The sequence below is a fragment of the Paenibacillus sp. SYP-B3998 genome, from assembly GCF_010820665.1.
Lineage (GTDB): Bacteria > Bacillota > Bacilli > Paenibacillales > NBRC-103111 > Paenibacillus_E.
In genome coordinates this window covers 210,415-236,363 of the sequence record NZ_JAAIKC010000002.1, presented here as the reverse complement: position 1 = coordinate 236,363, position 25,949 = coordinate 210,415, and the positions used below count along the sequence as shown (strand labels likewise).

28 protein-coding genes and 1 pseudogene are annotated in these 25,949 nt (G+C 45.3%); 25 read left to right on the top strand and 4 right to left on the bottom strand.

The window, feature by feature from the left end; all coding sequences use genetic code 11:
• The first annotated feature begins 162 nt into the window (after positions 1 to 162).
• From lpdA to GK047_RS09095, 4 genes are all read left to right on the top strand, one after another.
• A complete protein-coding gene (gene lpdA, locus GK047_RS09110; RefSeq protein WP_163944517.1) occupies positions 163 to 1,587 on the top strand; it encodes a dihydrolipoyl dehydrogenase in 1,425 nt (474 codons plus the stop codon).
• Positions 1,588 to 1,771: 184 nt separating this feature from the next.
• Entirely contained in the window at positions 1,772 to 2,782 is a 1,011-nt protein-coding gene (locus tag GK047_RS09105) for a thiamine pyrophosphate-dependent dehydrogenase E1 component subunit alpha (RefSeq protein WP_163944501.1), read from the top strand.
• Between the two features lie 3 nt (positions 2,783 to 2,785).
• Positions 2,786 to 3,766 (top strand): alpha-ketoacid dehydrogenase subunit beta, encoded by a 981-nt coding sequence (locus GK047_RS09100; protein WP_163944498.1) that lies wholly within the window; start codon positions 2,786 to 2,788, stop codon positions 3,764 to 3,766.
• Between the two features lie 170 nt (positions 3,767 to 3,936).
• Entirely contained in the window at positions 3,937 to 5,298 is a 1,362-nt protein-coding gene (locus GK047_RS09095; RefSeq protein ID WP_163944496.1) for a dihydrolipoamide acetyltransferase family protein, read from the top strand.
• Positions 5,299 to 5,300: 2 nt separating this feature from the next.
• Here GK047_RS09095 and prli42 read toward each other — a convergent pair whose 3' ends face one another.
• The gene (gene prli42 / locus GK047_RS29545; protein ID WP_163944493.1) at positions 5,301 to 5,405 is read right to left on the bottom strand and encodes a stressosome-associated protein Prli42; all 105 of its coding nucleotides are present in this window, start codon (positions 5,403 to 5,405) and stop codon (positions 5,301 to 5,303) included.
• A gap of 76 nt (positions 5,406 to 5,481) precedes the next feature.
• Between prli42 and GK047_RS09085 the strand changes: the two genes are divergently transcribed.
• Positions 5,482 to 6,612 carry a M20/M25/M40 family metallo-hydrolase gene (locus tag GK047_RS09085; RefSeq protein WP_163944480.1) on the top strand — a complete coding sequence of 377 codons (1,131 nt, stop codon included), beginning with the start codon at positions 5,482 to 5,484 and terminating at the stop codon, positions 6,610 to 6,612.
• Positions 6,613 to 6,744: 132 nt separating this feature from the next.
• Complete coding sequence (locus tag GK047_RS09080) at positions 6,745 to 7,857, top strand: DUF3866 family protein (RefSeq protein WP_163944477.1); 1,113 nt, start codon at positions 6,745 to 6,747, stop codon at positions 7,855 to 7,857.
• Positions 7,858 to 7,891: 34 nt separating this feature from the next.
• Here GK047_RS09080 and mciZ read toward each other — a convergent pair.
• Positions 7,892 to 7,957 (bottom strand): annotated as a pseudogene (mciZ, locus tag GK047_RS30570) (Z-ring formation inhibitor MciZ); the annotation flags it as partial.
• 95 nt (positions 7,958 to 8,052) lie between these two features.
• On the opposite strand from mciZ, the gene GK047_RS09070 reads away from it, so the two are divergent.
• The 16 genes from GK047_RS09070 (at position 8,053) to sigF (ending at position 21,125) form a co-directional block, all read left to right on the top strand.
• Positions 8,053 to 8,607 carry an NUDIX domain-containing protein gene (locus GK047_RS09070; RefSeq protein WP_163944472.1) on the top strand — a complete coding sequence of 185 codons (555 nt, stop codon included), beginning with the start codon at positions 8,053 to 8,055 and terminating at the stop codon, positions 8,605 to 8,607.
• 1 nt (position 8,608) lies between these two features.
• Positions 8,609 to 9,787 (top strand): endonuclease Q family protein, encoded by a 1,179-nt coding sequence (locus tag GK047_RS09065; RefSeq protein WP_163944469.1) that lies wholly within the window; start codon positions 8,609 to 8,611, stop codon positions 9,785 to 9,787.
• Between the two features lie 62 nt (positions 9,788 to 9,849).
• Positions 9,850 to 10,491 carry a stage II sporulation protein M gene (gene spoIIM / locus GK047_RS09060; RefSeq protein ID WP_163944467.1) on the top strand — a complete coding sequence of 214 codons (642 nt, stop codon included), beginning with the start codon at positions 9,850 to 9,852 and terminating at the stop codon, positions 10,489 to 10,491.
• Between the two features lie 102 nt (positions 10,492 to 10,593).
• Positions 10,594 to 11,079 carry a ferric iron uptake transcriptional regulator gene (fur, locus tag GK047_RS09055; RefSeq protein ID WP_163944465.1) on the top strand — a complete coding sequence of 162 codons (486 nt, stop codon included), beginning with the start codon at positions 10,594 to 10,596 and terminating at the stop codon, positions 11,077 to 11,079.
• A 190-nt stretch (positions 11,080 to 11,269) separates the two neighbouring features.
• Entirely contained in the window at positions 11,270 to 11,509 is a 240-nt protein-coding gene (locus tag GK047_RS09050; RefSeq protein WP_163944462.1) for a DUF4227 family protein, read from the top strand.
• An 84-nt stretch (positions 11,510 to 11,593) separates the two neighbouring features.
• Complete coding sequence (xerD, locus tag GK047_RS09045; protein WP_163945299.1) at positions 11,594 to 12,490, top strand: site-specific tyrosine recombinase XerD; 897 nt, start codon at positions 11,594 to 11,596, stop codon at positions 12,488 to 12,490.
• A gap of 108 nt (positions 12,491 to 12,598) precedes the next feature.
• A complete protein-coding gene (gene deoB, locus GK047_RS09040) occupies positions 12,599 to 13,774 on the top strand; it encodes a phosphopentomutase (RefSeq protein ID WP_163944458.1) in 1,176 nt (391 codons plus the stop codon).
• Positions 13,775 to 13,861: 87 nt separating this feature from the next.
• Entirely contained in the window at positions 13,862 to 14,689 is an 828-nt protein-coding gene (locus tag GK047_RS09035) for a purine-nucleoside phosphorylase (protein ID WP_163944455.1), read from the top strand.
• A gap of 27 nt (positions 14,690 to 14,716) precedes the next feature.
• The gene (locus tag GK047_RS09030; RefSeq protein WP_163944452.1) at positions 14,717 to 15,571 is read left to right on the top strand and encodes a purine-nucleoside phosphorylase; all 855 of its coding nucleotides are present in this window, start codon (positions 14,717 to 14,719) and stop codon (positions 15,569 to 15,571) included.
• A gap of 152 nt (positions 15,572 to 15,723) precedes the next feature.
• The gene (locus GK047_RS09025; protein WP_163944449.1) at positions 15,724 to 16,161 is read left to right on the top strand and encodes a flagellar protein; all 438 of its coding nucleotides are present in this window, start codon (positions 15,724 to 15,726) and stop codon (positions 16,159 to 16,161) included.
• A gap of 180 nt (positions 16,162 to 16,341) precedes the next feature.
• Positions 16,342 to 16,725 (top strand): cupredoxin domain-containing protein, encoded by a 384-nt coding sequence (locus tag GK047_RS09020; protein WP_163944446.1) that lies wholly within the window; start codon positions 16,342 to 16,344, stop codon positions 16,723 to 16,725.
• A gap of 66 nt (positions 16,726 to 16,791) precedes the next feature.
• The gene (locus GK047_RS09015; RefSeq protein WP_163944443.1) at positions 16,792 to 18,093 is read left to right on the top strand and encodes a pyrimidine-nucleoside phosphorylase; all 1,302 of its coding nucleotides are present in this window, start codon (positions 16,792 to 16,794) and stop codon (positions 18,091 to 18,093) included.
• Between the two features lie 163 nt (positions 18,094 to 18,256).
• On the top strand, positions 18,257 to 19,432 hold the full coding sequence (locus GK047_RS09010) for a D-alanyl-D-alanine carboxypeptidase family protein (protein ID WP_163944440.1): 1,176 nt from the start codon (positions 18,257 to 18,259) through the stop codon (positions 19,430 to 19,432).
• A gap of 128 nt (positions 19,433 to 19,560) precedes the next feature.
• A complete protein-coding gene (gene spoIIAA / locus GK047_RS09005) occupies positions 19,561 to 19,914 on the top strand; it encodes an anti-sigma F factor antagonist (protein WP_163945296.1) in 354 nt (117 codons plus the stop codon).
• Positions 19,911 to 20,357 carry an anti-sigma F factor gene (gene spoIIAB / locus GK047_RS09000; RefSeq protein WP_163944438.1) on the top strand — a complete coding sequence of 149 codons (447 nt, stop codon included), beginning with the start codon at positions 19,911 to 19,913 and terminating at the stop codon, positions 20,355 to 20,357. The genes spoIIAA and spoIIAB overlap by 4 nt, the downstream gene beginning before the upstream one ends.
• 12 nt (positions 20,358 to 20,369) lie before the next feature.
• The gene (gene sigF / locus GK047_RS08995) at positions 20,370 to 21,125 is read left to right on the top strand and encodes an RNA polymerase sporulation sigma factor SigF (protein WP_163944435.1); all 756 of its coding nucleotides are present in this window, start codon (positions 20,370 to 20,372) and stop codon (positions 21,123 to 21,125) included.
• Between the two features lie 116 nt (positions 21,126 to 21,241).
• Here sigF and GK047_RS08990 read toward each other — a convergent pair whose 3' ends face one another.
• Entirely contained in the window at positions 21,242 to 22,465 is a 1,224-nt protein-coding gene (locus tag GK047_RS08990; protein WP_163944432.1) for an NAD(P)/FAD-dependent oxidoreductase, read from the bottom strand.
• A gap of 335 nt (positions 22,466 to 22,800) precedes the next feature.
• A complete protein-coding gene (locus GK047_RS08985; protein ID WP_163944430.1) occupies positions 22,801 to 23,010 on the bottom strand; it encodes a DUF378 domain-containing protein in 210 nt (69 codons plus the stop codon).
• A 181-nt stretch (positions 23,011 to 23,191) separates the two neighbouring features.
• On the opposite strand from GK047_RS08985, the gene GK047_RS08980 reads away from it, so the two are divergent.
• Genes GK047_RS08980 through GK047_RS08970 form a run of 3 tightly spaced genes read left to right on the top strand, consistent with a single transcriptional unit; the run spans position 23,192 to position 25,867 of the window.
• Positions 23,192 to 23,824, top strand: a complete 633-nt coding sequence (locus tag GK047_RS08980) for a stage V sporulation protein AA (protein WP_163944427.1) — start codon at positions 23,192 to 23,194, stop codon at positions 23,822 to 23,824.
• Positions 23,824 to 24,243 carry a stage V sporulation protein AB gene (locus GK047_RS08975; RefSeq protein WP_346010318.1) on the top strand — a complete coding sequence of 140 codons (420 nt, stop codon included), beginning with the start codon at positions 23,824 to 23,826 and terminating at the stop codon, positions 24,241 to 24,243. The genes GK047_RS08980 and GK047_RS08975 overlap by 1 nt, the downstream gene beginning before the upstream one ends.
• A 25-nt stretch (positions 24,244 to 24,268) precedes the next feature.
• Positions 24,269 to 25,867 carry a spore germination protein gene (locus GK047_RS08970; RefSeq protein WP_163944424.1) on the top strand — a complete coding sequence of 533 codons (1,599 nt, stop codon included), beginning with the start codon at positions 24,269 to 24,271 and terminating at the stop codon, positions 25,865 to 25,867.
• The last annotated feature ends 82 nt before the right edge of the window (positions 25,868 to 25,949 follow it).

Sequence of the window (25,949 nt, the reverse complement as noted above, 5' to 3'; positions counted from 1 at the left end):
ATCCCAAAAAGGGGTAATATAATAGAGACAAGCGTATACATATAAGGGAAGTGAAAGTTTCATCCTTCACTTAACAACTAGCCTTTAGTCTGAACATAAGGCCCCAATCGCTAGTGCTTACGAAATAAGTTTTCCTGATGGAAAACCTGAGGAGGAATTGAGATGAGTGAACATAGATATGATGTCGTGGTGCTTGGTGGAGGAATTGGCGGTTACACAGCCGCGATTCGCGCAGCGCAATTAGGCAAAACAGTTGCCGTTGTTGAAAGAGAAAAGCTAGGGGGTACCTGCCTGCACCAGGGGTGTATTCCAAGCAAGGCCTATCTGCGCAGTGCAGAAGTTTACGCCACTATGAAGAAAAGCGAGGAATACGGCATAACGGCCTCATCCATTGATTTGAAGTTTGACGCTGTGCTTGGGCGCAAAAATCGTATCGTTGATCAATTGCATCAAGGGTTGCAATTTTTGATGAAAAAAAATAAAATCACCGTTCATTATGGTAACGGTCGCGTTATCGGCCCCTCGATTTTTTCGCCTCGGAGTGGGGCTGTCTCCGTGGAGAAGGAAGATGGCGACATTGAAACGCTGCTCTCCAGCAATTTAATTATTGCGACGGGCTCGCGACCTCGGAATCTGCCTGGATTGGACGTTGATGGCACGCATATCATTTCGAGTGAGGACGCTTTGCGTATGGAACAACTTCCTAAGTCCATCATCATCGTTGGCGGTGGCGTGATTGGTGTGGAGTGGGCATCCATGCTGAACGACTTTGGCGTGCAAGTAACGATTGTAGAGCTGGACAAGCGTCTCGTAAGTCTTGAGGATGCGGATATTTCCAAGGAATTGGAGCGACTGTTCAAGAAGCGGGGCATCAACCTTGTGACTGGGGCGAAAGTGCTTGCTGATTCCGTTAAAATTGTTGACGGCCAAGTGACGCTGCAAGCAGATAAGCAAGGAGAAATCATTGAATTAACAGCGGATAAAGTACTCGTTTCCGTAGGGCGTATTGCGAATGTCGAAGGAATCGGATTAGAAAACACAGATATTAAAGTGGACAAAGGGGTCATCAGCGTAAATCGTTTCATGCAGACGACGGAGTCGCACATTTATGCGGTAGGCGATGTGATTGGCGGACTTATGCTTGCCCATGTGGCCGGTCATGAAGGCATCTTAGCTTCAGAGCATATCGCAGGGCAGACGCCTCATGAACTTCATCCCCATCTGGTTCCTCGTTGTACGTATACGAGACCGGAAATCGCCAGTGTAGGCTGGACGGAACAACAAGCAAGTGAAAGAGGACATCGTTTGAAGACAGGGAAATTCAGCTTCAAAGCAATTGGTAAAGCGCTAGTTTACGGTGAAGCTGACGGTTTCGTTAAAGTGATTGCTGATGCCGATTCGAATGATATCCTTGGCGTCCATATGATCGGCCCGCATGTGACGAACAGCATTACAGAAGCAGCGCTAGCTCAAGTGCTGAATGCTACTCCATGGGAAGTCGGACAAACAATCCATCCACACCCGACTTTATCAGAAGCACTGGGTGAAGCGATGTTGGCTGTGGATGGGATTGCGATCAGCGGATAATTGTAACGGATAAAAATTGTATTCATAAACGTTTCCGTTTATAATAAGCTTATAGAGTCAAGTCTTAGGACCAGGTATTAAATTTTGGGCACTTTAGTTGCTTTAAAAGTTAGCTTTTTCTGATTTTTGGGATTATGTTCACGAGGCTAGATTTCTAGCTAAAATTATTAAGGAGGCAACTTCCATGTCAATCGGCCAGCTTTCCAAACACAGAAGCTTAGGTCTTTCAGACGAAGAAGCCGTTCGTATGTACACGGTTATGAGTCTCACTGCGAAATATGATGAGCGCGGTCTTATGCTGCAGCGTGCAGGTAAGGTCCCTTTTCATATTTCAGGAATGGGTCAATACGCAGGTCAAGTAGGGATGGCGTTTGCCTTACAACCCCAAAAGGATTACTTTCTTCCATATTATCGCGATTTCGCTTTCATTCTTTCCATAGGGATGACGGTCAAGGATTTAATGCTTTCCCTCTTCTGCAAAGCAGAAGATGTAAACAGTGGCGGTAGACAAATGCCGGGTCATTTTGGTGATAAGAAAAATAATGTCGTTACGGGCTCTTCCCCAGTGACAACCCAAGTTCCGCATGCTGTAGGGATTGCACTCGCTGCAAAAATGAAAAAAGAAGATTTTGTTACGTTTGTTTCCTTTGGTGAAGGCTCCAGTAATCAAGGGGATTTTCACGAAGGCTGCAACTTCGCGGGTGTGCATAAGCTGCCTGTTGTGTTTGTCTGTGAAAATAATCAGTATGCGATTTCGGTCCCCCTGCATAAGCAAGTCTCGGGTAAAATCGCTGATCGTGCGATTGGCTATGGCTTTCCTGGTTATCAGGTGGATGGCAGCGACGCGCTGGAAATGTACCGCGTTATGAAGGAAGCTAGGGAAAGAGCCATTCGTGGCGAAGGCCCGACATTGATTGAAATGATGTCCTACCGATTAATGCCGCATTCGACCTCAGATGATGACATGCTGTACCGAACCAAGGAAGAAGTTGAACAAAATCGTCAAAAAGACGGTATTGTGAAATTTAAAGAATATTTGATGGAATGTGGACTCTGGAGCGAGGAACAAGATCGCGAGCTTCAGGATAAGCAGAAGCTGGAAGTTAACGAGGCTACCAAGTACGCTGATCTTGCGCCTTATCCGAAACCGGAAGACACGCTTCTCCACGTTTACGCGGAAGGAGATGACCTGTAGCCAATGGCAGTTATTACTTATTTAGAAGCGATTCGCTCAGCGATGCGCGAGGAAATGCAGCTTGACGAGAACGTCTTCGTACTCGGCGAAGACGTGGGCAAGGGTGGTGTGTTGAACACCACCAAAGGCTTGCGCGATCTCTTCGGTGAAGATCGCGTACTCGATACGCCACTGGCAGAGTCTGCCATTGTGGGGGTTGCGATCGGCGCGGCGATGTACGGCATGAAGCCGATCGCTGAGATCCAGTTTGCCGATTTCATCTATCCAGCAACGAACCAGATCATTAGCGAAGCAGCCAAGATTCGCTATCGCTCGAACAATGACTGGACATGTCCGATTGTTATCCGGGCCCCGTATGGCGCAACCGGCGCAAGCGCCTTGTACCATTCCCAGTGTCCGGAATCCGTGTTTTTCGGCACGCCGGGCATCAAAATCGTAGCGCCTTCCAATCCATACGATGCCAAGGGGCTGCTGAAGGCAGCCATTCGTGACCGTGACCCTGTGCTATATTTTGAGCACAAGAAATGCTATTTAGCGCTATCCGCGGATGTGCCAGAGGATGATTACATTGTCCCGATCGGCAAAGCAGATGTGAAACGTCAAGGGACTGATATTACAGTAATTGCCTATGGCATTGCTGTTCACTACGCTTTGCAAGCTGCTGAGGAGCTTGCCAAAGAAGGCATCTCCGCGCATGTGCTCGACTTGCGCACGCTGCAGCCGCTAGACAACGAGGCAATTCTTGAAGCAGCAGCCAAAACGGGTAAAGTTCTTATCGTGCATGAAGATAACAAAACGGGTGGTGTCGGTGCGGAAGTATCGGCCATTATTGCGGAAGAGATGCTTTTTGAACTTGATGCGCCAATTGCAAGACTTTGTGGCCCAGATGTGCCAGCTGTCGGCAACAATCCGCCAATGGAGAAGTTTTTCCTACTCAGCGCAGATAAGCTAAAAGATGCTATGCGTAAACTTGCGATGTTTTAGGCAGCAACTAGCCCTTTTTCATATGGATTTAAATAGATAATTAAATTTGGCTTTCCTAAGAAAGACAATTCAACTAACCTCTAGACGCAGTTTCTCCAAGGTGAGACTTCGTTAGAGGTTTAACTTATGAAGATAGTTTTCCTAGGGGAAACTTGTAGGAGGTACAAACAATGAATGAAACCAACAGTCGACTCGTTGAGGTGACGGTTCCTCATCTGGCGGAAAGCTTAGTTTCGGCGACGATCGGTAAATGGCTCAAGCAGCCTGGCGATTATATCGAGCAATACGATGTGATTTGTGAATTATTCACTGAAAAAGTAAACACCGAGATGCCTTCTCCAATCGAAGGCAAATTGGTTAAAATTATAGTAGGTGACGGTGAAACGGCGGCTGTTGGCGAAGCCATCTGCCTTATTGAAGTCCCCGTTGAAGCATCGACTGGAATTTCCGAATCCGGGCAGCCCGGCGCTGGCGTTATCTCTCAAGCGAGTGCAGCTGTATCGGAAGACGCTGATCAAAGTATGAGAGGCCGCTATTCACCAGCTGTTCATCGTCTGGCGCAGGACAACAATGTGGAGCTATCACGAGTGTCGGGCACAGGACTAGGCGGACGAATCACTCGCAAGGATGTGGAGCAATTTATCGCATCTGGTGGCGCAAATGCAGCGCCTAGGGTGGCTGTACAGCCTAGTCAGTTTGTTTCAGAAGCAGCAGTTCCGCAAGCTGGAGAAATACTGCAACCGTCTAAACAGCCTGTTCGCAGCTCAGGTATCCACTTGTCCGCGAACCCGCCGACGCCATTAATTGAGGCGGAAGGACATTCCTTAGATGCCCGTAATGAGCATTTCATCGATGTAACGCCGCTTCGCAACGCGATTGCAACTCGAATGCGTCAAAGCGTGACCGAGATTCCTCATGCATGGACGATGATTGAAGTGGATGTGACGAATCTGGTCGTTCTTCGCAACAAGGTAAAGGATGAATTTATGCGCCGTGAAGGCATTAATTTGACCTATCTGGCTTTCATGCTGAAAGCCGTTGTCAATGCAATTAAAGATTACCCAATTATTAACTCGGTGTGGGCTGTTGATAAAATTATTGTTAAACGAGATATTAATATTTCTTTGTCAGTTGGGACGGAAGATTCGGTTATGACCCCGGTGATCAAAAAAGCGGATCAAAAAAATATCGCGGGCTTAGCAAGAGAAATCGATGAATTAACGAAGAAGACACGGGCAGGGAAACTGTCGTTGAACGATATGGTCGGTGGAACGTTTACGGTTAACAACACAGGCTCCTTCGGTTCGATTCTATCTTATCCGATCATCAACTACCCGCAAGCAGCCATTGTGACCTTCGAATCGATTGTGAAGAAGCCTGTCGTTATTCAGGATATGATTGCCGTGAGGTCCATGGTTAACCTATGTTTGTCCTTGGATCACCGTATTCTAGATGGTGTCATTTGCGGAAGGTTCCTTCAGAGAGTGAAGGAAAACCTAGAAGGTTATAACGCAGAAACGAAAATATATTAACCCTATGAATCAAAGAATAAGCCTGCAGTAAACAATAGGCTTGATAACACCATCGTAATTAACATCACGTAGACAATCACTTTAAATAACCGCTTATTTTGAAACACAACGATTCACTCCTTTTATCGTATAAAGCTTGTATCGTTTTTATTGTAACCTATAGTGTGTATCGGAGGAAAGTATATGATCCAGCAAAACCGTTTAGTTGAAGAATTCATCTCTCTCGTGCAAGTCGATAGCGAAACAAGATTTGAACAAGAAATTTGTGTCGTGCTGAAAGAGAAGTTCAGCAAGCTTGGTCTTCATGTTGTGGAAGACGACTCTATGGTAAGGAGCGGTCATGGATCAGGAAACCTGATCTGCACGCTTGAAGCGACGGATTCGAATGAAGCGATTCCGACGATCTTTTTTACTTCTCACATGGATACGGTAGCACCAGGTAAAGGCATTAAGCCGCAAATTGGTGACGATGGCTATATTCGTAGCGATGGTACGACAATTTTGGGGAGCGATGACAAAGCAGGAATCGCGGCCATGATTGAAGGTATTTTGGTGTTAAAAGAGCAAAACATCCCGCACGGACGCATTCAATTCGTCATTACTGCAGGGGAAGAAAGCGGCCTTAAGGGCGCACGCGCAATGGACCCTAAGCTGATGGAGGCAAAGTTTGGTTTCGCGCTTGATTCCAATGGGAGCATCGGAGACATTGCAACAGCAGCTCCAGGTCGTGCGGAGATCGAAATCACTTTTCATGGTCTATCCGCTCACGCGGGTGTAAACCCAGAAGATGGCATTAGCGCGATCCAAGTCGCGAGCAAGGCTGTTTCAAGGATGAAACTTGGTCGAATCGACAATGAAACGACGGCCAACATTGGTAGTTTTTCAGGAGTAGGGCCTTTAAATGTCGTTTGTGATATGGTGAAATTGGAAGCGGAAGCGCGCAGTATTGTACAACCTAAGCTGGAAGCGCAAATTGCCTCTATGAAAGAGGCATGCGAGTCAGCAGCGGCTGATGCTGGAACAACGTGCGAGTTTCATGCGGATATCGTCTATGCATCCTATATGCATGATGACGCTGCTCCGATCGTGCAGTTAACTGCTAGAGCGTTGTCTACACTTGGATTGACTGCTCGCACATTCCATTCCGGCGGAGGCAGCGATGCTAACATTTTCAATGGCATGGGGATCCCTACAGTGAATTTGGCAGTTGGATACCATGAAATTCACACGACAAAAGAACACATCGCAATCAGCGATTTGGTGAAAACTGCTGAATTGTTAGTTGCTATTGTGAAAGAATCAGCCAAAGGTTAATAATTGAACTTAATAGCCAACATCCACCGATCAGTGTGCCTTTCTTAAAGGTTGACTGATCGGTTTTTTTGCATGAAACGCCAAGCTCGATCATACTAATCCACTAATTCGTATTGTTGGGGGAAGAAGCAGATGATCGATTGGGATCAAGGTATTGTTATGGAAAGTATGCTTGTTCGTGTGGGTTTACAGGTAGTCTTGGTTAGGCGGAGCGATGGCAACGTACAACCGGCTGTTCATTATACCGACTCGCTGCCTGTTTTAGCTCCGGGAGATTGTGTCTTATTGAATGTCACAGCGGTCCAATTGGGACTTGGTTCCGGAGGGTATCATTTTGTGGCAGCTCTCCTTGCAAGCAACAAGAGATTAACAAATTCTCAATCAGCAGGGCATATTATGAAAATGAAATACACACCGCTGCAGCGTGCTGTGCGATCCGTGGAGGAGCCGGTGAGTCCTTATCATGACCTCTTTCAGGGGGATGTTCGGTTAGATGGATTACCTGTGCTGCTAGGAGAATTACACAGTATGCTGCCAGTCGCCATCTGCTGGCTACGGTATAGAAATAGAGGATTGTCCAGTCGTCTACGTATTGCCTATATCATGACCGATGGAGGGGCGCTACCTATGGCATGGAGCGAACACGTAGCTGAATTGGAGCGGTTAGAGTGGTTAGAGACGACAATTACCTATGGTCAAGCCTACGGGGGGAAATTAGAGGCTGTTAATAAATTTAGCGCACTTCTAGCGGCAAAACATGCAGCTCAAGCAGACTTATGCATGGTTACGATGGGGCCTGGCATGGTAGGTACGGGGACTAAATATGGTCATGCGGGTCTAGAGATCGGTGAGTTGGTCAATGCGGTTCATGCGCTTGGAGGGAGGCCGATCGTCATTCCGCGCGTCAGTTTTAAGGATCGTCGTGAACGCCATCGCGGGATTAGCCACCACACCTTAACGGCCCTGCAGCTCGCTGCTAGATGCCCGGCTGTAATTCCGTTTCCTTTACTGACGGAGGAGGAGGAAGCGATCATGGAGCCGCAGATGTTCGAGATATCTCAAGCTTCTTTTCATAAAATTATTCGAATTTCGACTGTTGCTTCTGAGGAAGTAAAAGCGGCTTTACAGATGTATCCCAAGGCTATTACCTCGATGGGAAGGGAATTATCCCAGGATTTCGCTTTTTTTCAAACCATTTGCGCTGCGGCAGAGTGGGCATGGCATTTACACAATCAATCAAGGTGACATCTTTGTCTGTTTGTTGAAGCATCAGCTGCAAATAACGCTTGATTTCCCAGGCTTTTCCTACAAGTCGGATTTGACGATCGGATATATAGCTTTTCATAATAGGGACCCCCTCATTAATTTTTAAATTTTGATATAATGAACAATATGCAAGGTTTGGACAAGTTATGCCAGTTGAAAGGATGACGGATAATCATGACATTAAATAAAAAATTCGAAGAAATCACCTTAAGCTCAGAGCCTATTTTTAAAGGGAGAGTCATCTCCCTTCAAGTAGATACCGTGCAGCTTCCTAATGGAGAACAGGCGAAAAGAGAAATTGTGAAGCACCCCGGCGCTGTTGCGGTTATTCCATTGCTTGATGACAAAATGATTGTCGTGGAGCAGTATCGAAAGCCCTTAGAAAAAAGTCAGGTTGAGATTCCTGCTGGTAAGTTAGATGAGGGTGAAGAGCCTTTACAAGCAGCATTAAGAGAATTGGAAGAAGAGACCGGTTATCGCTCTGAGCATGTGAAACATGTCAGTTCTTTCTATACTTCGCCAGGTTTCGCTGATGAAATCGTTCATCTCTATGTTGCAGAACAGCTTATTAAAGGGGAAATTCATTTAGATGAAGATGAGTTTCTGGAATGTGAAGCCATTACGCTTGAAGAAGCGCAGCGGTACATTCATGAGGGACGTATCAGCGATGCGAAAACGATTTTAGCGGTTTATGCGTGGCAGTTGTACAAATTAACAGGGAAGATCTAATATGAATTCCTATTATGTAGATCTGCATATTCATATTGGCCGTACAGAAAAGGGAAGCGCAGTGAAGATTAGCGCGGCAAATGACCTAACTTTTTTCAATATTGCGCGGGAAGCTTCGGAGCGAAAAGGAATCGAAGTCATCGGTATCATAGATTGTCACTCTCCGACTGTTCAGGATGAAATCATGATGTATTTGGATCGTGGAGAAATGATTGAGCAGGCGGGAGGAGGTATCCGTTATAAGGAAACCCATATTTTGCTGGGCAGCGAGATAGAGGTTCGTGACCCAGGTATGGGTGCTGCTCATTTGCTCGCTTACATGCCTAATTTATCCACGATGCAGGATTTCACCCGATGGATGAAGGGGCACATGAAAAATGTGGAATTAAGCTCTCAACGGATTTATGTACCTGCTCGGACCCTTCAGGAGGAGGTGCTGGGAAGAGGCGGGATTGTAATCCCAGCCCATATCTTCACCCCCCACAAAAGTATTTATGGCAGTTCGTCTACACGGATGGAGCATCTCCTTCAATTGGATGGAATCTCAGCGGTAGAATTAGGACTGAGTGCTGATTCGGATATGGCCGGACTGATCTCAGAGCTGGACAGGTACACCTTTGTGACGAATTCGGATGCGCATTCCCTTGGAAAAATAGGGCGCGAATACAATCAAATGCAGCTTGCTGCGCCAACCTATGAAGAGATAGTCAAAGCATTGCATCGCCAAGATGGGCGGAAAGTGGAAGCGAACTACGGGTTAAATCCGCGCTTAGGTAAATATCACCGGACGTATTGCGGCGCATGTGAATCTATTCTTGATGAGAGCGAAACGACGGTCGAACGCTGCCTGTATTGTGGAAGTAAAAAAATCGTGCGTGGCGTGATGGATCGTATTCTAGCTCTGGCCGATCGCGAGGAGCCATATTTGCCTCCTTACAGGCCGTCGTATCAGTTTCAAGTGCCGTTAGAATTCATTCCTGGGCTTGGACCGAAAAAGCTTAATCAACTGCTGCTTCGCTTCGGCACGGAGATGAATGTGCTCCATCGTTCAGCGCGCGAAGATTTAGCCAGTATAGTAGGAGAAGACATAGCCGCTTATATCGTAGGTGCCCGTGAAGGGCGGCTTGAACTAGAGGTTGGCGGAGGCGGACGTTACGGTAAAGTGAAAAATCATTCATAGTTTCCTAGTCTCGCTCATAAGCTTGTCTGTGTAGGGTTGTACACATGGGAAGGAGCAGCGGGATGAACAGGAACTTATCAATGAAGCAATATATGAAGGATAATTTACCGCTTTTTATATTCGTCTCTGTGCTTTTTGTTATTGGGGTTGTTTTTGGCGCGGTCATGGTTAATGCGATTTCTCTGGAGCAAAAGCAGGAAATGACGCGCCATCTCGGCAGTTTTTTTCATGAGATTAACGAGGGAGCCGAATTTGACAGCAAGCAATCGTTTGTGCAATCTTTCGGCATGCACATGAAGTGGATCTTGTTGATTTGGCTGCTCGGACTTTCTATAGTCGGGCTACCCCTCATTCTTGTCCTGGATTTCTTGAAGGGCGTGTTGATCGGCTTCACCGTCGGTTATTTGGTTGCGCAGATGTCATGGAAGGGAATGCTTTTTGCACTAGTTTCCGTTGCTCCGCAAAACTTGATTGTCATTCCTGCAATCCTCTTTTGCAGTGTCGCGGCAATGGCCTTCTCCATATATATGATTAAGAATCGCTTCATGAGCCGTAACGGCGCGATCTATCAGCCTTTCATGCGCTACATCTCCATAACGCTGCTTATGGGGTTCTTCTTAGTAGGGGCCGCCCTCTGGGAAGGCTATGTGTCGCAGATCATGATGAAATGGGTTACGCCTATGCTTGCAGGCTTAAACGGATAAAAGCCATACAGGTTCTGTTTGACTTTGTCAGCATACTCCCCCTATAATGAGTAAAGTGGCTGAAACTGGGCTTTGGTGCCCGCCGGTTTGAGGGGGAGGCTTATGGAAACAAGGATTGAGAAGATCAAACAGCAATTGCAATCCCAAGGGTACAAGCTTACCCCTCAACGGGAAGCGACGGTACGTGTACTACTGGAAAATGAACAAGATCATCTGAGTGCCGAAGATGTGTTTATGCTCGTAAAAGATAAAGCTCCTGAGATTGGCCTGGCAACGGTGTATCGAACTTTAGAGCTGTTAAGCGAGCTGCATGTTTTGGAGAAAATGAATTTTGGAGACGGTGTAGCGCGTTACGATTTACGCGACGATAGCACGCGTCATCATCACCATCACTTAATCTGCGTGCAATGCGGAGCCGTAGATGAAATTATGGAAGATTGGCTCGGGGAGTTCGAAGAGCGACTAGAGCGTGATTTCCATTTTCAAGTGCTCGATCATCGACTTGATTTTCAAGGCATATGCCATCGCTGTAACGATAGAGGGAAGCCGGACTCATTGGACAAATCCAAAATAACAGCTTCTGAATAAGCTGTTTATACAAAGAAAATGCCTGTATGCTGAATCCATCGCGTACAGGCATTTTTGCGTGCATTTCTTTCCTTGTATGGGCTAACAAAGGGTTTGAGTAAGTAGCAGCAGGCAATTTAGCCCTCTGGCATAATTGGGTATTTGAAATCATATCTTGTCCTTAAAGAGCGCTATGAAAAGGGGACGAACTATGATTTTTTCCTATCGTAAATGGCTGACGCGATTTCGGTTTATTATGTTATTTATGGCATTGACCGTCGTGTTGTATCAAGGAATGGTTGTGCTTTCTAGTTGGATTCAACCTGTTCATAAATACAAAACGCCTTCTGGGAAGTCCGTGAAGGTGTTCCAGCAGCATCAGCATGCTTCCGTGAAAGATGCCAGCTCGATGAGTGATCGTTTGCGTTTATTTTATTGGTACGGTGAATAACGCGTAAAAAGGAGGAGTTCTTCGCCGAATCGTTGAATGTGTAGATACATAACAATGGATATAGCGAAGGAGTCTATCGCCATGATGAATAATGATCTGCAATCCTTCATGCGTTTTTTGTCAGTGGAGCGTGGACTTTCAAGGAATACGCTTGAGTCCTATGAGAGGGATTTGCAGCAGTTTGTTGCTTATTTGGAGCAGCAGGGAGTAGGAGCTTGGAGAGATTCTGGGAAAGTGCACCTGACCGGATATTTATCGAAGCTGAAGACTCTTGGACGAGCTCCTGCTACGCTATCGCGCACGATGGTTTCCATACGAGCCTTCTACCAATATTTAATTCGCGAACGTGTAATAGAAACAGATCCTTCCATTTATGTGGAAACCCCTAAGCTGGAGAAAAAGGTGCCCAAGGTGCTCTCTGTTCAAGAGGTAGAGACGCTGCTCGAAGCTCCTGATCCGGAAAAGGTAAGTGGATCGCGGGATAGAGCGATGCTTGAGCTTTTATATGCCACAGGCATTCGAGTCTCTGAGCTCATTTCTTTGAATCTAACAGATATTAACTTGCAAATGGGTTTTATTCGTTGTGTGGGTAAAGCGGATAAGGAAAGAATGATTCCGATTGGTTCTATGTCGATTCGTTGCCTGGAGATGTACATGAATCAGAATCGAGCGAAGCTCCTTAAAAAAGCAATGGATGAGCAAGCTTTATTTATTGGCCATTTGGGAACACGGATGACGAGACAAGGTTTTTGGAAAATATTAAAACGCTATGCGCAGGAAGTGAATATTCAAAAAGATATTACGCCGCACACCTTGCGCCATTCCTTTGCAGCGCATCTCATTGAAAACGGTGCAGATCTTAGGTCCGTGCAAGAAATGTTAGGACATTCTGACATTTCAACAACCCAAATGTATGTGCAGGTTACGAAGCTCAAAATGAAGGAAGTATACAATCGCGCTCATCCGCGTGCAAATATGTAACAAGTGACAACGACATCTCTAGTCTATGATGTCGTTGTTTTGCATTCCATCAGTAAAAATGGGATAATAAAGGGTGGTTAAACTAGCAATTGATTTGGAGGGACAAAGATGCGCTTCGAACGAATTTGTGTAATCGTACTTGATAGCGTTGGCATCGGCGAATCGCCGGATGCAGAGCGGTTTGGTGATAAAGGTGCTCATACGCTAGGACACATAGCTGAGAAAGTTCAAGATTTTGCATTGCCGAATTTGCAGCAATTAGGACTTGGTAACATCGCTGAATTGAAAGGCATTCCAGCAGTGGAGATGCCAGATGGTTACTATGGCAAGATGGCAGAGGTTTCTGTCGGTAAAGACACCATGACCGGCCATTGGGAATTAATGGGTTTGAATATTTCGGTTCCCTTCAACGTATATCCAGAGGGCTTTCCCGAGAAGCTGATCCGTCAATTTGAGGATGCAACAGGCCGCAAGGTTATCGGTAATAAACCTGCCTCAGGTACCGAGATTTTGGATGAGCTAGGCGAAGAGCAAATGAAGACCGGAGCTTGGATCGTGTATACGTCTGCGGATAGCGTGTTTCAATTAGCGGCGCACGAAGAAGTTATTCCACTTGACGAGCTATACCGCGCATGCGAAATCGCCAGAAAGTTAACGCTACAAGACGAGTTTGTCGTTGGCCGTGTTATAGCAAGGCCATATCTTGGCAAGCCAGGAGCTTTTAAACGGACATCTAACCGTCATGATTATGCGGTGAAGCCACCTGAACCAACTGTCATGAACTATCTCAAGGATGCGGGCTTAGATGTCATTGCGATCGGTAAAATCAATGATATTTTTGACGGTGAAGGCGTTACTCAAACGACATCTACAAAAAGCAATTTGGACGGCATCCAGAAAACAATTGAAACGCTGGGAGCTTCCTTTAAGGGTTTGGCGTTTACGAATCTTGTCGATTTTGATTCGCTCTACGGACATCGCCGCGATCCAGAGGGCTATGGTAAAGCACTTGAAGAATTCGATGCTTTTGTTCCGCAGCTCAAGGCTGGAATCGGACCGAACGATTTGTTAATTCTTACTGCTGATCATGGGAATGATCCCATACATCCAGGGACTGATCACACACGTGAATATGTACCGGTATTGTTTTATAGTCCTAGCCTGCAAGCGCCTGGATCTATTGGTATTCGTTCTTCGTTTGCTGATTTGGGAGCGACGATTGCCGAAAATTTCGGTGTGACTTCTACAGGAAACGGCCAGAGTTTCTTGGAGCTTTTAAAATAAAACTAGGCTATTTAGGGATTTGGATCCCATCTAATGAAACCCATGTTTACGAAGAAAGTTTTCCAAAATGCGAAGGAGGAACGATCCATGTCTGAAACGTCCATGATTCAAAAAATTCAAGAGGCAGCTGCTTTCATTCTTAAAGAAACTGGCATTAAGCCGCAAATCGGGCTTATTCTTGGCTCCGGCCTAGGTGTATTGGCTGATTTAATCGAACAGCCCATCGTCGTAGACTACTCCCAAATTCCCCATTTCCCCGTATCTACGGTAGAAGGTCACGCCGGCGAACTGGTTGTCGGAAGCATACAAGGTAAGTCCGTTTTAGTCATGAAAGGGCGTTTCCATGCCTATGAAGGTTATGGCGCAGAAACCGTCTCATTTCCTGTTCGGGTCATGAAAGAGCTGGGCGTTCAAACGCTTATCGTGACGAATGCTGCAGGCGGGATCAATGAGACTTATCAAGTTGGGGATTTGATGGTAATTAGCGATCATTTGAATCTTACTTACCGTAATCCTCTTATTGGAGCTAACGATAATGCATTAGGCGTACGCTTCCCTGATATGTCAGAGGCTTACAGCAAGCGTCTACGCAAACTTGCGCATGATGTGGCTGCAACCCAAAACTTCAAGCTGCAAGAAGGCGTGTACGTGGGGCTTCTTGGTCCTAACTACGAGACTCCGGCTGAAATTCGAATGTTCCGCACGCTCGGTGGCGATTCTGTAGGGATGTCAACCGTTCCAGAGGTTATTGTTGCTCGTCATGCGGGTATTGAAGTGCTTGGATTCTCGTGCATTTCAAATATGGCTTCAGGAATTTTGGATCAACCGCTTTCCCATGCCGAAGTAATGGAAACCACGGAGAAAGTAAAGCCGAAGTTTCTTAAGCTTGTCTTGGGCATTATTGAAGCTCTTTAACATTGGAAAAAGAAAAGGGGAACCAACATGGAACTGACTTACATAGAGCAAATTAAAGAAGCGGCAAGCTATATTCAAGGTCGTTTAAATGAAGTGAAACCAGTGATTGGTTTGGTATTGGGCTCAGGTTTGGGCGATATGGCGAATCAAGTTGAAAATCCAATCGCTATTGATTATAGCGAGGTTCCTCATTTTCCGGTTTCTACAGTTGAGGGGCATGAAGGCCGCTTTGTTGTTGGAACACTGGAAGGTAAACAAGTGATTGTGATGCAGGGTCGTTTTCATTATTATGAAGGCTATTCCATGAAAAAAGTTGTTTTTCCGGTTTATGTGATGAAAGCAATTGGTGTTCAAACCGTTGTCATGACTAACGCCGCTGGGGGAATGAACCGTGATTTCCAAGCTGGAGACCTCATGGTCATCAGCGATCATCTTAACATGACAGGCGATAACCCGCTTATCGGGCCCAATCATAATGATCTTGGTGTTCGCTTCCCTGATATGTCGGAAGCTTATAATCGTGAATACCGTCAGCTTGCTCATCAACTGGCAAAAACTGTGGTTGGCGAAGATGGCGTGCCTTTGAAATTGCAAGAAGGTGTTTATGCAGGAATTACAGGACCAACTTACTGTACGCCAGCTGAGCTGACGATGCTGGCTCGCATTGGGGGCGACGCGATTGGGATGTCAACGGTTGGAGAGGTTATTGCAGCTCGTCACACGGGGCTCAAAGTGTTAGGCATTTCCTGCATTACGGATATGGCGATCGGCGAAGAACTGGAACCATTAACGCATGAGCAGGTAGTTGCGGTTGCGAATCGCACGAAGCCGAAGTTCATTGCTTTGGTAAAGGCTTTTGTTCGTGAAGTAAAGTTGAGCTAGTCTAAACCCTACTAAATTTGATGAATATGGGCTCTATGTGATTTCATTTATTTTTTTGAAGGTTAGCTTCGAAAGACCTATGAATGAGGCTGTTGTCATGCTACAATGTAGTCAATTAGAACTACAAACTCCAAACCAGGAAGTGATGGAGCATGACAATTCCTCATTTAATCGTAGCCAACTGCCCGCGCTGCGGGAAAGTTTTTCAAAAAAACTTAAGAAACCAATGTTCGGATTGCAGCCATGGTTTGGATTCGATGCTAAACCGTGTTTTAGAATTTTTACGCAAAAATCATCGTTCATCCTGCGAGCAGGTTCAAGCTGCCACAGGTGTGACATTGGATCAAATGTATGGATGGATGAAAGAGGGTAAGTTATTTCTTTCCGATTATCCGAATTTACATTATCGTTGCGCTTCTTGCTCGAGCCCCATACGTAACCATAAGCTTTGTGCGGATTGCACGTACAGACTGAATAAGGATATTCGTGCATTGAAGGAGAAAGAGCCGCAGTTTGGCCTTATCCGTAGAGAAAAAGTGTTGAGTGTAGCAGGTGGTTTTCAAATCCGTGAGCGATTTAGCGGTGTGTAAATTACTGCGGTGTGGGCAATAGTAAAAGTATGATTCTCCGTGCGGAGGAGAAGTCCCTTAAATACTCTCGTTCACACTTTTGTCACAAAAACTTCAACGTTTTGCCATCAACCACATATGGGATTGTCTGAACTTGTTAGGTAAAATAGATGAAGTGAACACACTACGAGGGGGATATACATGCAAAAGTGGATTTTCTTTGTGTTATTTATACTTGCGGGCGCACTTGGTCTGGGAGTCCTATTTCAAGATATCTCCGCACGTCAAGATGCGAAAGCTGCTGAAACTGCTTCTAACAAAGGACAACAATTAAAAATTGCTGCTTCCAACTGGCAATTCGATTCAGCTGACTACACCATTAAGAGCGGTGAACCGACGAAAGTTTCCTTGTCTTTAAAAGAAGGCGTTCATGCGGTGGAAATCAAAGGTTTAGACATCAAATTGGATAAAGAGAACCCATCCAAAGAAATCACATTTGATAAACCAGGTACTTATGAAATTGAGTGCGTTCTTCCTTGCGGCGAAGGACACGCCAAAATGAAATCGAAATTAGTTGTACAATAAAAGTTGAAAATCAAAAGGGGGCTCAAGCAGCTCCCTTTTTCGATTTTGCATAAGGAGGAATTTCTGATGAGAATGGTAGATCTGATACATAAAAAAAGATCTGGTGAAGCGTTAAATGAGCAAGAAATTCAATATATTGTAAGCGGTTATACGCAAGGCGATATTCCTGATTATCAGATGTCAGCGCTTCTGATGGCTATTTTTTTCAACGGGATGACTAGCGAGGAAACATCCATACTTACGTTAGCTATGGCTGGCTCGGGAGAAATGATTGATTTATCTGCAATTGCAGGCGTGAAGGTGGATAAGCACTCGACAGGCGGTGTCGGTGATAAAATTAGCTTGATAGTTGGACCGATTGTCGCTTACTTAGGTATTCCAGTGGCTAAGATGTCGGGGAGAGGCCTAGGTCATACAGGGGGGACTGTAGATAAACTCGAATCGATTCCTGGATTCCAGATTGAACTGACCAAAGAAGCTTTCATCGAAGCTGTGAATACGAATAAAATCGCGATTGTTGGCCAAAGTGGGAATTTGGCTCCTGCCGACAAAAAGATCTATGCATTACGCGACGTGACAGCTACGGTTGAGTCGATTCCGCTTATTGCAAGTTCCATTATGAGCAAGAAAATTGCATCTGGTGCTGACGCGATAGTGCTGGATGTGAAGATTGGTTCAGGCGCGTTCATGAAAACGGTGAATGACGCAAGAGTGCTTGCCCGCACAATGGTGGATATCGGCAAGAGTTTGAATCGTAATACGATAGCAATGATCACGGATATGGAACAGCCGCTTGGTCGTGAAATCGGCAATGCGAACGAGATTCGTGAATCTATTGAAGTGCTTCGCGGCACGGGAGATAAAGAGCTTACAGCGGTTGCGATATCTGTCGCAGCGTATATGTCTGTCTTAGGAAAGGCGTTTAATACCTTTGAAGAGGCGCAGGAGGCCATCACCGATATTGTGACCAATGGTAAGGCATTGGAAACCTTTAAACGGTTCGTTGCCAATCAAGGCGGCGATCCTGGGGTCGTTGATCGACCAGAGCTGCTGCCAACAGCTGCCTATCATTTTGAAGTCGTTGCCTCCAAAGATGGCTATGTCAGTCAAATTGACGCTGAACAGATCGGTATTGCAGCGATGCTTCTGGGTGCGGGGCGAGCGAAGAAGGAAGACCAAATCGATTATGCAGTTGGTCTAACCCTAAATAAGAAGATCGGCGATGCCGTGAAACATGGCGATTCAATCTGCACATTGCATGCCAATCGTGAAGATGTGAAAGAAGTTGAAACGATGATTCGAGAAGCTTATCGCATCGATAGCGAGAAGCCTGCTGCGGTACAGTTGATCTACGATGTTATTTTATAATGCTTAAGTAGCTCCATGCAGCGCTTTCCTTCGGGGAAGTGCTTTTTTTAATTTCCTTCTGTTGGAATATTTTGTAGGGAATTCGTCAACACTGATTAGCAGTAATTCATGCTGCAAGTGTAAGGCTTTCGCTTCATACATTCACAGGAGGGGTAGAATTGCTATGCGAAAAAAAGGGCTTATCAGTTTCCTATGTTTACAGTTGTGTTTGCTGCTGTTGATGCCAGCAGTTTTTGCTGAAGAGAAGAAGGCTCCAACCGTTGATTTAACGCCAAATGCGCAGTCTGCCGTATTGATGGATGCGGACACAGGTACCGTGATCGTGGATAAGAATAAGGACGCGAAGCTCCCACCAGCTAGTATTACCAAAATTATGACGATGCTGCTCATTATGGAAGCTATCGATCAGGGTAAGATCAAGATGGATGAGAAGGTTCGTGCAAGTGAATATGCCGCATCTATGGGAGGCTCGCAAATCTTCCTTGAGCCTGGCGAAGAAATGTCGGTCCAAGAGATGCTCAAAGGAATCGCGATGGCATCAGGCAACGATGCATCGGTTGCGATGGCGGAGAAAATCGCGGGGTCCGAAGAAAATTTTGTGCAAATGATGAACGAGCGTGCACAGCAATTAGGAATGAAAAACACTCATTTCTCCAACTGCAATGGGCTTCCCGTGGACAATCATTATACATCGGCGGGCGATATTGCGCTTATGTCAAAAGAGCTGCTGAAGCATGAGGAGATTACCAAATTCACAGGTGTCTATCAGGACTACTTGCGTAAAGAGTCACCGAGTCCATTCTGGCTTGTTAATACGAATAAGCTGGTGCGCTTCTATAGCGGTGCTGACGGTCTTAAAACAGGCTACACCAGTGAAGCGAAGTTCTGCTTATCTGCAACGGCGAAAAGAGATAATCTTCGTGTCATAGCCGTCGTTCTGGGTGAACCGAATACGAAGACGCGAAACGCGGAAGTCTCGAAGCTTTTTGATTTTGCATTTGCCCAATACACCAATTATCCGTTGTTCAAATCAGGGGATAGCTTAGGCGATTTCGCAATAAGCAAAGGGGAGATTTCGAAGGTTCCTCTTGTAGCAAAGCAAAACTACAGCATTCTGATGAAAAAAGGCGAAGCGACCCAAAACATTCGACATGAACTGCAAGTCGATCCTAACCTTAAAGCACCCATTTCGTTAGGCCAACCAATTGGTAAAATTATCGTGTATAACGGTGACACCGTGCTTGCCGAGTACCCGTTGGAATCACCAGTAGGCGTGAATAAAGCCTCTTGGTGGAAGCTGTTTAAACGGACGACCTCACACCTTTTCCATACGGATTAAGGCTTGAATACACGAATAAGCTCACTTTTCTTCTACTTTTAGCGCTTTTCTTCTAGTTTTGTCGGGTGGCAGGATATTCCATCTTCCCTGTAGAAATCTACTTTCAAGACAGGGAAGGAGTGAACATGTTGAGCCTGCAAATTGAATTCGAGCAAGGCCGAAGAGCGCTGATTGTTAGATTGAAAGGCGAGCTGGATCATCACACAGCAGATAGCGTGAAAGCGAGGATGGAGGATGCGATTGCTAAGGAAGAAACGCGCCATCTCATTCTCAGTCTGAGAGATCTATCTTTTATGGACAGCTCAGGTCTTGGCGTCATTCTTGGTCGCTACAAGCAAATCACGGGCAAAGGCGGCAAGATGGTTGTTTGCGACGTTGCTCCTGCGGTTTACCGTCTGTTCGAGCTATCCGGAATGTTCAAAATCGTCTCGATTCAGGATAACGAAAGATCTGCGATCTCCAGTTTGGAGGTTGCGCTATGAGTGATACAAATTTCATGTCACTGCAATTCGCCAGCCGTTCTGAGAATGAAGCATTCGCAAGGGTAGCTGTAGCTGCTTTTGTATCACAATTAGATCCTACGTTGAATGAATTGACAGATATTAAAACGGTCGTTTCTGAGGCTGTAACGAACTCGATCATTCATGGATACAACAACCGGATCGATGGTGTGATCACCATTTCGGCGCAAATCAATGAAGATATTGTTCACATTACGGTAGAAGACAATGGGCTAGGGATAGAAGATTTGGAGCAAGCCAAGCAGCCGCTTTATACATCCAAACCGGAGCTTGAACGTTCTGGTATGGGCTTTACGATTATGGAAAATTTTATGGATGAAGTGGAAGTAGTGACGGCCGTCGGAATCGGGACCAAAATAAAAATGATGAAGCGAATTGAATCTAAAAAAGCTTTATACAATTAGGGGTTTGATCTTATGGATGTCGATTTGAAACACGCCTCTCACAGTTATTTGGACGACAGTGAAGTCAAACGGTTAATCGCCCTCAGCCAATCCGGAGATCAACTCGCTAGAGAAACGCTCGTCAGCTGCAATATCCGACTGGTTTGGTCTGTTGTTCAACGTTTCTTGAACAGAGGATACGAAGCCGAAGATTTGTTCCAGATCGGTTGTATCGGACTGCTCAAGTCCGTTGATAAATTCGATCTATCTTATGATGTTAAATTTTCTACGTATGCGGTGCCGATGATTATCGGTGAAATTCAACGTTTCCTTCGCGATGACGGAACACTGAAAGTTAGTCGATCACTGAAAGAGTTGGCCAATAAAATACGCAAGACGAAGGATGAGCTGTCTAAACGGCTCGGTCGATTGCCTACAATTAAAGAGGTAGCAGAAGAATTGATGATTACAGCAGAGGAAGTTGTCTTCGCGCAGGAAGCGAACAAACCGCTATCTTCGATCCACGAAACGGTTTTCGAAAACGATGGTGACCCGATTACATTGATGGATCAAATTTCTGATGAGTCTGGGGAGAAATGGTTTGAGAAGCTAGCGTTGAATGAAGCCATAGGAACCCTCTCAGAACGAGAACGGCTCATTGTTTATCTGCGTTATTTCCGGGATCAGACACAGTCAGAAGTGGCTAATCGATTGGGAATTTCGCAAGTGCAGGTTTCTCGCTTGGAGAAGAAAATTTTGCAATCAATCAAAGATCAAATTGCCCAGTGAATAATCCTACGGCAAAAACGCCTTCATCCCCACATGCATAGTGGTTTTGAAGGCGTTTTTGCGTTATTGTTTGGGACTCGCTCTTTTACTGATCCCCTTTTTGGATAGCTCCTTTTTTAGACACCTGAACTGGGACTCCGATCAAAACGAAATAATTCTGCATCAGGATGAGAACCATTAAGAATCAGTCCAGCGATGATTTTCGCAGCTATTTTGTTATAGACGGTACCGTTGCCACCATAACCGAGAATGAAATAACAATGGGGATAACCTGCTTGCGGACCGAACATTGGAAAGCCGTCATGCGTTCCTCCGAACGTGGCAGCCCAGTAGTGTTCGGCTTTCAACGCAGGGAGTCCAGGGAACAGCTTCTGAATCTCTAGGAGCAGTAAATCCTTTTTATGCAGCAGGCGAGCATCTCGCTCTGCCGGGATCTTTGTAGCCTCATCCAACCCTCCGATGATGATGCGATTGTCCAAGGTTGTTCTTATGTATAAATAAGGTCTTGCGGTTTCCCAGATCAGACAGCGATCAGGCCACCCTGGAAATTCGGAAAGGGGTTGTGTTGCAAGCACATAGCTGCTAGACATAACAGCATTAGGATTTTTCTTGAAGCTTTGAGTCTCATAACCGGTTGCAAAGATAGCTTTGCGTGCTCGGATGGTGCGTTGATTTTTCAAGTGGAAAATGATTGTATTTTGCTTGTAGCTTTGTCTTAATACTTCTGTTTGTTCATAAACACGCATTCCTTTTTGATTAGCATGATGAATGAGAGCGTGTACCATCCGAAATGGATTGACTTCTGCGTCGTTGTTAGAGAGAATTGCCCCGGATTTCCGGAAAGAATACAACTTGGAGATTTGCTCTTCTTCTAAATAAATCGCATCAATTCCTAATTCAATAAGTGCTGCGAATTCTGCTTTCAACAGGGGGAGGTGCTCCTGGCAACTGGAGAAATAGAGGGAGCTCCGCCTAACGAATTTACTGTCAATTTCAAGCATTGAAGTTATTTGCTCTAACTCATTTATAGCATCTTTGCATAACTGGTACAGACGAATACCCTTATCCACACCATACGTATGCATACAAGCAGTCAAATGTTTATCGCTGGCAAATTGAAGAAGACCTGTATTGGCACAGGAGGTACCGCCACTAATGTTCCTTTTATCGATAAGTACGGTATCTACACCATGTTGGGTGAGTTCATAGGCCATTAGCGCGCCAGCTGATCCGCCACCGATAATGAGAACTTCACATTCAATATCCGATTCAAGAACTGGATATACAGGAAACTCGGGAAACGTATTCGGCCATAATAGTGAGCCAGTATGCAGATCCATAATGGAACTCCTTTAGCTAGGATGAGGACTAAAATAGTATGCGATGAATCGAACCGTAACTATTCATAATTACCCATACTCGTGGAAATAGTAGATAAGGGTTAATGTTGCTAATCAAGCAATGTACGGGGGCAGCGGTGACATCAAGGAATCCATTATTTCAACAACTGTGTACAGAAATGATCTACACTCACCAACAGCATTACCATTCGTTATTGAACACACTTCAGCATCAAGTGTCAGCCGCTCCAACCCAACTCCAATAATAGGAGGCCTAGTATAGTAAAAGCCGCTGTCCCCCTTTTCAAAGGGAACAACGGCTTTTTTACATGAAGCTATCTTACTTCAGTTCTTTCATCGGAATAGAATTTTACACAATATAAACCGCATAAACCTACGAGCGTATAGACAACTCGACTTAAACCTGAAGATTCACGGTGTGAAGCTCCTCCTAATATAGCAGAAACCAAATCCCACTCGAAAAGCCCAACCAGTAGCCAATTGAGCGCACCAATGATTACTAAGGTTAACGCTACCTTTGCCATGTTATCACCCTCTTTGCTAGGAATAGTTGCCTTATTCAAGTTTAATATGCCAATGCCAAACAATCTTTATTCATATTCGTTTGGCTAGGAGGATTTACCAAAGGAGCGGGCGATTAGGTGCGAGAAAAATTTTGCATACTACCCCTATACATGGATGATATCAACGCTAAGGGGGGAGAAAATGGGTCATATTGCCGCTCCATACCTTTTTATCCGGCTTCGCAGGAAAGCGCGTGTACGCAAAGGTAACGTTGTCCAATTAAGTCATATCGCACAGATGATCGTAGAGCCTGAATATGAAAAATCGCTAGCATCGCTTGTCATTCATAAGCCTCAGCAGCAAGATGGCAATCGAGTCCTTATTGACATGATGGTGATCGTACGTAAAGTAAAGGAACTATATCCTGAACTGCAGATTGAACATTTTGGGGAACCACACGTACTGTTAGAGATTTACACGGATAACAAGAAACCGAGTCCGATTTTAATCGGTATCGTGTGGTTATTGCTTTTTATAGGATCAGGTCTTGCTATTATGAATTTTCATGCTGATGTCAGTATGTTGGAAGTTCATCAACGTATCTATGAGCTGATGACGGGGAAAAGAGTGGATCACCCGCTTATTTTACAAATTCCTTATTCCCTAGGCATTGGGGCAGGAATGGTTATTTTCTTTAACCATCTTTTTAAGAAGAAATTTAATGAAGAACCAAGTCCGCTGGAAGTGGAGATGTTCATGTATCAGGAGAATGTCAATCATTACGTAATTACAGAAGAGTACGGCAAAATCCATGAAGGAGAAGACTCCAAGTGATCGCGCAGATAGCAAAAGACATTCTCGCCGCCTTTATTGGACTAGCTGGTGGAATCGCTGTTGGAAGCGGTATGGTCGCTTTTTTGGTTGTGCTTGATATTATTCCGCGGCTAGCCCAGATTACACACTCTTTTAAGAGCATACACGCCTACGAGGCAGCGGTCGTTACAGGCTCACTTGTTTTTACATGGGTTGATTTTGGCGATGGTAAGCTGAATTTGTATCCGATGAGCACGGCTTTAGTTGGTCTTTTTGCAGGCTGTTTTGTAGGAATGCTTGCCGCTGCGTTAACGGAGATTATTAATGTACTTCCCATTCTAGCCAAACGGGTAGGTATGGGCTCTTATATGATTTTGTTGCTTATGGCGATGATCTTCGGCAAGGTCGTAGGATCCTTATTCGAATGGCTGCTTTATTAATTGAAAGAGAGTGAGGAGAATTAAGATGAAGGTGATCGTAAAAGCAGGAGAATCAAACAATAAAAATAGCAAGGAGAACGATCAAAAGCTGGCCATTGATGAGGAGGGGAATTTATCTCCGTATAATCCAGAAACGGATATGACCGCGCAAGAGAAAGCGTTGAAAGTACAAGAGGACATTCCTCGAAATTTGAGACAAGTCCAGCGAGTTCTCGAGGAGCGGGTCGGATTACACAAGAGTTTTGACTTGGTACTCAGAGAGATGGTGTACGGCACCAAACGAGTAGGTTTATTCTATTGCAACGGCTTCGCCAAAGATACGGTCTTAACTGACATTATAACTCGTCTTTCCTACGCAGATAAAAAAGCAGTCGAGCATCATACCGTAGAAGCATTTATGGAAAATCTGATTCCCCACATTCAAGTAAAGTCCTACAAAAAAATGTCTGAAATTGTGGGTCAAGTGCTCATGGGAGGGACTGCGCTCTTTATAGAAGGAGAGACAACGGCGATAGCTATTGATGTCAAAAGCTATCCTGCTCGTAACACCGAAGAGCCTGATTTAGAGCGGGTTGTTCGCGGGTCGAGGGACGGTTTCGTTGAAACCTTGTTGATTAATGTAACCTTGGTCAGACGCCGCATACGCGATGAAAGATTTAAGCTGGAAATTATGCAGATCGGTAAGAGGACAAAAACGGATGTGTGTGTGGCCTACATAAACGACATCGCCGACGCTGATTTGGTGCAAGCAATTAAAGACAAGGTTAAGGCAGTGGAGATTGACGGTCTACCGCTTGGCGAAAAGCAATTGGAAGAAGCGATTGTTAATAAAGGTTGGAATCCTTACCCCATGGTTCGCTATTCTGAGCGGCCTGATGTTGTTTCGGCCCATTTATTGGAAGGCCATGTGTGCATCTTCGTGGATACATCGCCAAGTGTAATGATTATGCCAACGACATTTTTCCATCATGTTCAGCATGCAGAAGAATATAGGCAGACACCTTTTATTGGTACTTACTTAAGATGGGTTCGTTTCGGTGGCATTATGGCTTCATTATTTCTGCTGCCAGTGTGGTTTCTAATGGTAATAGATCCATCGTTGAAGCCAGTGGGTTTAGAGTTTCTTGGACCGCAGAAAGAAGGAACATTGCCGTTGCTCGTACAGTTTCTTCTAGCTGATATTGGTATCGATCTTATGCGGATGGCAGCTATTCATACCCCAGCGCCTCTAGCTACAGCAATGGGTTTGGTTGCAGCAATCCTGATTGGGGATATCGCGGTGAAGACAGGGCTTTTTATTAATGAAGTGATCCTATACTTAGCGTTAGCCTCCATAGGGATGTTCGCTACGCCAAGCTATGAGCTAGGTTTGGCCAATCGAATTACAAGGCTGCTTCTCTTAATTGTTGTTTCAATCTTTCAGGTCCCGGGTCTTATTATCGGCTCAACAGTGTGGTTGCTTCTTCTGGCAACTCGCAGATCGTTTAATGCGCCTTATATGTGGCCATTAATACCATTTAATGCGAAAAGCTTTTTCGCAATTCTGGTGCGTCGCCCTATTCTTGCCGGAAAAACGCGGCCCAGTTTAACCAAACCCATCGATGGGACACGCCAACCAAAGTAGAAGCACAAAAAGGACAGGGAATTCCCCTGTCCTTTTTGTGTTTATGTTGAAGTGTGTATTGTCAAAAGCGCTTTCACTATGG

Coding starts and splice junctions, on each gene's coding strand:
- lpdA (WP_163944517.1), top strand. CDS start 163: ATGAGTGAACATAGATATGATGTCGTGGTGCTTGGTGGAGGAATTGGC.
- GK047_RS09105 (WP_163944501.1), top strand. CDS start 1,772: ATGTCAATCGGCCAGCTTTCCAAACACAGAAGCTTAGGTCTTTCAGAC.
- GK047_RS09100 (WP_163944498.1), top strand. CDS start 2,786: ATGGCAGTTATTACTTATTTAGAAGCGATTCGCTCAGCGATGCGCGAG.
- GK047_RS09095 (WP_163944496.1), top strand. CDS start 3,937: ATGAATGAAACCAACAGTCGACTCGTTGAGGTGACGGTTCCTCATCTG.
- GK047_RS09085 (WP_163944480.1), top strand. CDS start 5,482: ATGATCCAGCAAAACCGTTTAGTTGAAGAATTCATCTCTCTCGTGCAA.
- GK047_RS09080 (WP_163944477.1), top strand. CDS start 6,745: ATGATCGATTGGGATCAAGGTATTGTTATGGAAAGTATGCTTGTTCGT.
- GK047_RS09070 (WP_163944472.1), top strand. CDS start 8,053: ATGACATTAAATAAAAAATTCGAAGAAATCACCTTAAGCTCAGAGCCT.
- GK047_RS09065 (WP_163944469.1), top strand. CDS start 8,609: ATGAATTCCTATTATGTAGATCTGCATATTCATATTGGCCGTACAGAA.
- spoIIM (WP_163944467.1), top strand. CDS start 9,850: ATGAACAGGAACTTATCAATGAAGCAATATATGAAGGATAATTTACCG.
- fur (WP_163944465.1), top strand. CDS start 10,594: ATGGAAACAAGGATTGAGAAGATCAAACAGCAATTGCAATCCCAAGGG.
- GK047_RS09050 (WP_163944462.1), top strand. CDS start 11,270: ATGATTTTTTCCTATCGTAAATGGCTGACGCGATTTCGGTTTATTATG.
- xerD (WP_163945299.1), top strand. CDS start 11,594: ATGAATAATGATCTGCAATCCTTCATGCGTTTTTTGTCAGTGGAGCGT.
- deoB (WP_163944458.1), top strand. CDS start 12,599: ATGCGCTTCGAACGAATTTGTGTAATCGTACTTGATAGCGTTGGCATC.
- GK047_RS09035 (WP_163944455.1), top strand. CDS start 13,862: ATGTCTGAAACGTCCATGATTCAAAAAATTCAAGAGGCAGCTGCTTTC.
- GK047_RS09030 (WP_163944452.1), top strand. CDS start 14,717: ATGGAACTGACTTACATAGAGCAAATTAAAGAAGCGGCAAGCTATATT.
- GK047_RS09025 (WP_163944449.1), top strand. CDS start 15,724: ATGACAATTCCTCATTTAATCGTAGCCAACTGCCCGCGCTGCGGGAAA.
- GK047_RS09020 (WP_163944446.1), top strand. CDS start 16,342: ATGCAAAAGTGGATTTTCTTTGTGTTATTTATACTTGCGGGCGCACTT.
- GK047_RS09015 (WP_163944443.1), top strand. CDS start 16,792: ATGAGAATGGTAGATCTGATACATAAAAAAAGATCTGGTGAAGCGTTA.
- GK047_RS09010 (WP_163944440.1), top strand. CDS start 18,257: ATGCGAAAAAAAGGGCTTATCAGTTTCCTATGTTTACAGTTGTGTTTG.
- spoIIAB (WP_163944438.1), top strand. CDS start 19,911: ATGAGTGATACAAATTTCATGTCACTGCAATTCGCCAGCCGTTCTGAG.
- sigF (WP_163944435.1), top strand. CDS start 20,370: ATGGATGTCGATTTGAAACACGCCTCTCACAGTTATTTGGACGACAGT.
- GK047_RS08990 (WP_163944432.1), bottom strand. CDS start 22,465: ATGGATCTGCATACTGGCTCACTATTATGGCCGAATACGTTTCCCGAG.
- GK047_RS08985 (WP_163944430.1), bottom strand. CDS start 23,010: ATGGCAAAGGTAGCGTTAACCTTAGTAATCATTGGTGCGCTCAATTGG.
- GK047_RS08980 (WP_163944427.1), top strand. CDS start 23,192: ATGGGTCATATTGCCGCTCCATACCTTTTTATCCGGCTTCGCAGGAAA.
- GK047_RS08970 (WP_163944424.1), top strand. CDS start 24,269: ATGAAGGTGATCGTAAAAGCAGGAGAATCAAACAATAAAAATAGCAAG.